This is a genomic window from Segetibacter aerophilus (genome assembly GCF_007991655.1).
Lineage (GTDB): Bacteria > Bacteroidota > Bacteroidia > Chitinophagales > Chitinophagaceae > Segetibacter > Segetibacter aerophilus.
This window is the reverse complement of the sequence record NZ_BJYT01000019.1, coordinates 80042-86604: the sequence shown is the minus strand read 5'-3', so window position 1 is coordinate 86604 and position 6563 is coordinate 80042. Positions and strand designations below refer to the sequence as shown.

The following is a 6563-nucleotide window of genomic DNA, read 5'->3' as shown; positions in this document are numbered from 1 at the left end:
GCTCGGCAGGCAAGCGAAAAGAAGTTAAGTATACTTATATCCTGGAAAAAATAAAATGGTGAGCTTGTAATATTTAGTTAGAGAATAAAAGAGAGGATTTGCATTGTTTTTTATAAAAGAAATGGAGCAAAAAGGCGGGATTATTCATAAGCCCTTATAACTTATAAACTTTGAAACTGTTCTAGCTCTTGTGAGGAAATACGTGATAGCGAATAGGAGCAATCTCAGATTTTTAGGATTGCTTTTGTAGAAAAAGATCCAATAAATAAAGGGTGAAGCGAGTTTAGCTAACTTTAAACTTTTGCTCAAGTTGATCCAGGATCTGTTGGGCTTCTTTAAACTGTAGCTCTTCAAAAAAGCTTCTGGCTTCCTGAAACCTGTTACTAATTTCAGTGTACTTTCTTTCCGATAAATTCTTTCTCTTCCCAAGGAACAACTCTAAATTCTTTTTAATGCTTCCCTGGTCAACCCCAAACAACTTCGTAAGTAACTCAGCGTAACGATCATTACATTGAAGCGAATTATTACCACCTAATTTATCAAACACATAATAAATAAGAACAAGCGCTGGATTTGAAAACTGTGCTCTTTTACATTTTTCTAATTGGTCAAACTGCTTGCGTTCATGAATTTCCTTGATTGTTTCAAGTTGAGGAAGAAAAGAATTATAGAAGCCTGGCCAATAAACAAACAGCATTAATGTTGAGAATGTAATCAATGCTGCTAAAAAAATTATTGTTATCTGAGCGCTCTCAAAATGAGCTGAGGTCATAAGAAACAGCAAAGCAGGAAGCCCAAAAAGAAAACTAAAGTGAGTAAGTACAAGTTCAAACCAATACCTGCCTATTACTTTTTGCCTTGTCGAATTTGTACTCCAAAATGGAATGTTGCTTTGGTATAAAGCCTGAGTTGCATTAAATTGTTGAGTAAGACAATTTCTGTCAAAAGCGAAATCAAAGGTTATAAAAGAAAGTATCTTTTGCATTACATTTTTCATCACTTTTCCTTTTTTTAAAGATAGAAAGTTTTTAAAATATGAAAGACGAGGCGAGTGAGATAAAAATTTTATTTGATTTTAATCAACGTTTATTCGTCCTTCAGCTCTCTTTCTAAATCTTCTATTGAAGGTAGTTCTCCCTTTAAATTGTCTGGAATAGCTTCTGTTAATTGATACTCCGCCACTCCTAGCGGAGTGTTTACATTCTTTAGGGCATACTCAACAACTATCTTGTCAGGAGTTTTACATAACAGTATTCCTATGCTTGGTTGGTCAGATGCGTGCCTTAATTGATCGTCTATTACGTTTAAATAAAAATTCAACTTACCTGCAAACTCCGGTTGAAAGTCCGTCACCTTTAGCTCCACAACAATATAACATCTTAGACGAGTATGATAAAACAACAGATCAAGAAAGAAGTCAGAATTACCAACCTGAATTGGATATTGCTTACCTATGTAAGCGAAGCCTTGTCCAAGTTCGAGTAAGAATTTTTGAATTTGGAACACGAGTGCTCGCTCCAGGTCTCTTTCCTGTGCTTCTTTTCCGATTGTCAAGAAATCAAAGACGTAAGGATTTTTAAATGTTTCCCGCGCTAAGTCTGCCATTGGTTGAGCAAGTGTTACATCAAAATTATGTATCGTCTTACCTTGCCTCTGGTATAGTTTAGTTTCTATTTGTGCAACCAACACAGCTCTTGACCAATTCTTTTTTATTGTTTGTTGTACATAAAAAGTAGCCTCTTCGACATCATGACATTTTGAAATAATTTCCCGATTATGACCCCATGGAATTTGTGCCACAAGCTGTGGCACAAATTCAGAGTTTAAAGGATCAATATTATTTTCTCGCAATTGTGCCACAAGTTGTGGCACTCTTTTAAATCCTTCTGCATAGAACAAGTACCACTGGCGGATATAGAAAAGGTTACGCTTTGAAAATCCTTTCATGCCCGGGAAAGCTGTAGTTAGATCATTAGAAAGTTGCTCCATAATTGAGTCACCCCAACTACTTTCTTCTTGTTTCAATATTATCTCCTTTCCTAATTGCCAGTAAAGTAATAGCAGTTCGGTATTTACTTTGATAGCAGCTTTTATTTGAGCTGATTGTATTCTCTTTTTAAGTTCTTCTAACCAGCTCTTGTAGGCTTTATCTTTTGTTATATTAGACATCATTTTGCTTTTATAATTGTTTTGAAGATATTAACTAGGAAAGTGTTTCATTCTCTTTACTAAATGCTTTCATTCCACCTCTACCTTTCCACAACTCCTTCATTTTTTGTCCAGCTTCTTCCGGTGTAATTCGTATGTATTTATAAAAGTCTTTTACACTTTTATGTCCACTGATTTTCATAATCAATTCTACTGGAGTTCCGGCTAAAAATTCGTTTGTACAAAAAGACCGGCGACACGTATGAGAGGTTATCCATTCATACTTAGGCTTCGTTTCAACCACATCCTTGCCGTGCTTTTTATGAGAGAACTTAATTAATTCGACAATGCCTGCCATCCTTGCAATTGTTTTAATATGCTTATTAAAATCGCCGTTAGTTAACACACTAACCTTGTTATCAAACCTGTTTTTTAAAATTTGCAGAGCTTCATCTCGTAGAGGTATTACTACCCAATGTTCTGATTTGTTCTGCTTTTTATAAAGCATATCTTTTCGAACATCATCTTTCATTAGCTCGGAAAAATCAGAGAATCTTAGCCCAGTTAAACATCCTAGAACAAAATCATTACGATAACTGATGAGGTGTGGAGAATTCGACAAGTCAACATTATAAACTGAATGAACTTCATCCATGCTAAGGTAAACTGCATCAACTTCTTCCTCTAAAATTGTCCATCCATCCATATCTATTGGCGCTATAATTTTTTTTCTCATCCGGTTCCTTAAGAAAGTTCGAAACTGTTTAATCGTCTTTCCAATGGTGTTTACTTTTAATCCAACCAAATTGCCCTTCCTTCGTCGTTGCACATATTCGAACATTAAAAAGTCAACGAAGTCCTCATAAAAATTAAGATCAAGTGAATCAAAGGTTATCGGCTTGTTTCGAAATTCCTCAAAAGCTCTCAAATGCTCTTTCATGTTTCGATAAATGCGCGGCATGTCTTTACAAACTTTTTTTTCCTTTGACTTACTGTATTCATCTATCTGATCATATATATTTATGTTGGCTGCTCCCTGTTTATCCAAGTCTACCTTCTGAGTGATTGAAATTTTAAAATCAGGTGTAAAAGTTTTCTTGACAAACTTTCCAATCTCTGGAACCTTCTTTTTAATTCCATAATCAATGATGTCTTCAACAGCTCGCATCATTCGCTTGAGCTCAAAATTTATCTCTTCTGCTGCCCCAAAAACTTCCGGTAACTTATCAGAAACACATTCTTTTTTTTGATTCCAATATTCAGGAGGGATAGCAATTGCTGTATTCAATAAAGTGCGGCTTTCATGACTAAAGCAATATTGAATGTAAATCAAACAAGTTCCATCCTTACGGATGAAACGGCTGTTGCAAACAGGTTTAATAGGAAAATTCATAACGGCTTAATTTTTACTCGATCTTTTACTCGATCAACTATGTGTTTTTAGTGAAATAAGCCTCTATAAAGGTAGGAAGCCGGAGTCAGCGGAAAATGTTATAAGACTTTGAAAATCAAGGAGTAAAAGTAAAGTGGAGTAAAAATAAATAAGGATCACATTTCTGTAATCCTTACTTCAGAGGTCCCGAGCGGATTCGAACCGCTGTGGAAGCTTTTGCAGAGCTCTACCTAGCCACTCGGTCACAGGACCTTTTCTAACCGAGTTGCGAAAATAAGGCAAATGCTTTGAATCAAAAACTGAAAATTGTATACTAAATTAAAATTTAGAGAAAGCTTTTACACGCACTTAAAACATTTCTAATCAACTTTCCTGCAGAAATGAATATCGATAATCGGTTGCAGGATTAAAAGTTTCCTTGATTGTTCTGGCGCTTAACCAGCGATAAAGATTAATCATACTTCCCGCCTTATCATTCGTACCACTAGCACGTCCACCGCCAAAGGGCTGCTGGCCAACTACAGCACCCGTTGGCTTATCATTGATATAAAAATTACCCGCGCTGTGTCTTAATTTTTGAGTTGCCAGTTCAACAGCGGCACGATCTTGCGAAATAATGGCGCCTGTTAAGGCATATGGTGAAGTACTATCAACGAACTGAAGCGCCTCTTCAAATTTGTCAGCGTCATAAGTATAGATCGTTAAAACGGGACCAAATATCTCCTCACACATGGTTGCATAGAGGGGATCATCGGTTTCAATGATGGTAGGTTCTACAAAGTACCCCGTAGTTTTATCGCATTTACCGCCTACAAGTATTTTAGCTTTAGTACCGTCAATATTATCTAAGTAACCTTTTATTTTGTCAAAGCTTTTTTCGTCAATGACAGCACCCATGAAATTGGTGAAGTCTTCAACACTTCCCATTTTCATCGTCTTAACTTCAGCAACCAGTTTGTGCTTGATTTCTTCGGCAAGATTGCTTGGCAGATATGCTCTTGACGCAGCAGAACATTTTTGTCCCTGGTATTCGAATGCTCCACGTGCTAAGGCAGTTACTACTACATCAACGTCTGCGGTTTTATGTGCAACTACAAAATCTTTACCTCCAGTCTCTCCTACGATTCTTGGATAGCCTTTATACTTGTTTATATTTTGGCCAATAGTCTTCCACATGTTGTTAAAAACAGCAGTTGAACCTGTGAAGTGTACCCCCGCAAAATCAGGATGAGAGAAGCACACGTCTCCTAAGACAGCACCTTCGACGTATACCAGGTTTATTACACCATCAGGCAGGCCAGCCTCTTTCATAATTCGCATAAACATTTGGGCGGCATAAACTTGCGAGTCTGCAGGTTTCCAAACAACCACATTTCCACACATAGCAGCGCTTGCAGGAAGATTACCCGCTATTGCGGTAAAATTGAAAGGAGTAACAGCGAGCACAAACCCTTCCAACGCTCTCCACTCTGTCCTATTATGCATTCCCGGACTTGAAATAGGTTGCTGCTTATAGATCTCGGTAAGAAAATAAACATTGAAACGAAGGAAATCAATCAACTCACAAGCACTGTCTATTTCTGCCTGGTAAGCTGTCTTACTTTGGCCTAACATCGTTGTGCCATTCATATGAGCACGGTATTTTGTTGCGATTAAGTCGGCGGCTTTAAGAAAAATATGAGCTCTTGTTTCCCAACTAGTGTTACTCCAAGTTTCTTTTACTTTTAATGCAGCATCGATCGCCTGCTTTACGTGCTGCTCATCACCAAAATGAAAAAAGCCTAAAGTATGGGCTCTTTCATGTGGGGGATGAAGAGATCTTTTATTGTTCGTGCGCACCTCCTCCGCTCCTATGTACATCGGGATGTCAATCTCTTCTTTTTTTAATTCAGCCAAAACACGTTTTAATGTCGCTCTTTCCATGCTTCCGGGTGCATAATTTAAAACCGGTTCATTTGCTGGTATTGGGTAGCTAAAATATCCTAAGCTCATGTTTCTTAATTTAGTTGCGAAGGTACAAAATAGCCTCCCACTAAGGAATGGACTGAAACAAATGAAGTACGAAAAACGATTGCAATTTTTGGCTAAATACAAAATCTCCCTGCTTTCCTTCCAACCTTCCAATGTGTTCTATTTTAACACATTTCAAATATTTATTGAACAAGCAGCACAACTCTATTGGTCTTTGCTTGCGTCGCAGTACGTTCATCTGAAACAATTCTATTCAGCTCTTTCAACGATTGCTCATTCAACGGGCAAAAAAAAATGCATCCCTTTTACGGAATGCATTTAAAAAACGTTCAAACCTCTTGTCTATTTCTCTAAAGGACTTTTCTTACCTGCCAACAGTTTTTCAACTGTTGCCTCTAACCTACGGTTCCTGGTATCTTGTCTTTTCGCGCCTTCAATCCATTCAACAAATTCCTTCTGGTTATTTACCGAAAGGTTTTGAAAGAATTCTCTTGCTTTTTTGTGCGCAGTAAAAATCTTTTCTAACTCTGCCGGCGGAACTACAAGCTTCTTGTCAAAATCCACTCCTTTTAATTCTACTTTCTTTGTTTCGACTAATCTTTCTACTTGTGCGGGAACTGGTTTTACCGGCTCAGTTTTTTCAAATCTTAAGGCACTCCAAACGTGGTCTAGTGTTACCTCACACACGCTTACAAAATTGTTGCTTGATAATATTTCCCAATTGCAATCCCGGTTCAAATCACTGGCAATTTTACTTGCCGTTTTAGGATAAGCTACCCAAAGTTTGCTTTCTTTATTCAAAATCGGTAAAACGTCCTTCATAATGCCATTTAACTGGCTGCCATTGATAGCAAAAACGAGCGCAAAATCTATCTTTTTTATCTTTAAAAGTGGAGTCACATTTTTGGAATAAGATAACTTGATGAATTGCTTTTCAATTGAAGAAGGAAGACCTTGAATAAGAAAATTTTTTTCGTTGGAGATTTCTAATTTTTCGAACACAGTTTGTTGACACATGCCTCAAAAAGATTTAAGGTTTATCGAAATGAGC

General features: G+C 37.1%; 5 protein-coding genes and 1 tRNA gene. All 6 read right to left on the bottom strand.

Translation table 11 applies throughout. The annotated features are described in order from the left end of the window. Positions 1-283: 283 nt before the first annotated feature. Complete coding sequence (locus SAE01_RS19505) at positions 284-997, bottom strand: hypothetical protein (RefSeq protein WP_170234209.1); 714 nt, start codon at positions 995-997, stop codon at positions 284-286. Between the two features lie 89 nt (positions 998-1086). Then, positions 1087-2172, bottom strand: a complete 1086-nt coding sequence (locus SAE01_RS19500; protein WP_246113285.1) for a PDDEXK nuclease domain-containing protein — start codon at positions 2170-2172, stop codon at positions 1087-1089. A gap of 31 nt (positions 2173-2203) precedes the next feature. Next, positions 2204-3541, bottom strand: coding sequence for a site-specific integrase (locus SAE01_RS19495; protein WP_147205479.1), 1338 nt, complete (start codon positions 3539-3541; stop codon positions 2204-2206). 181 nt (positions 3542-3722) lie between these two features. Beyond that, positions 3723-3793: transfer RNA gene (locus tag SAE01_RS19490), tRNA-Cys, on the bottom strand. 111 nt (positions 3794-3904) lie between these two features. Further along, a complete protein-coding gene (gene pruA / locus SAE01_RS19485; protein WP_147205478.1) occupies positions 3905-5533 on the bottom strand; it encodes an L-glutamate gamma-semialdehyde dehydrogenase in 1629 nt (542 codons plus the stop codon). Positions 5534-5854: 321 nt separating this feature from the next. Then, positions 5855-6529, bottom strand: a complete 675-nt coding sequence (locus SAE01_RS19480; RefSeq protein ID WP_147205477.1) for a YdeI/OmpD-associated family protein — start codon at positions 6527-6529, stop codon at positions 5855-5857. Positions 6530-6563: the final 34 nt, after the last annotated feature.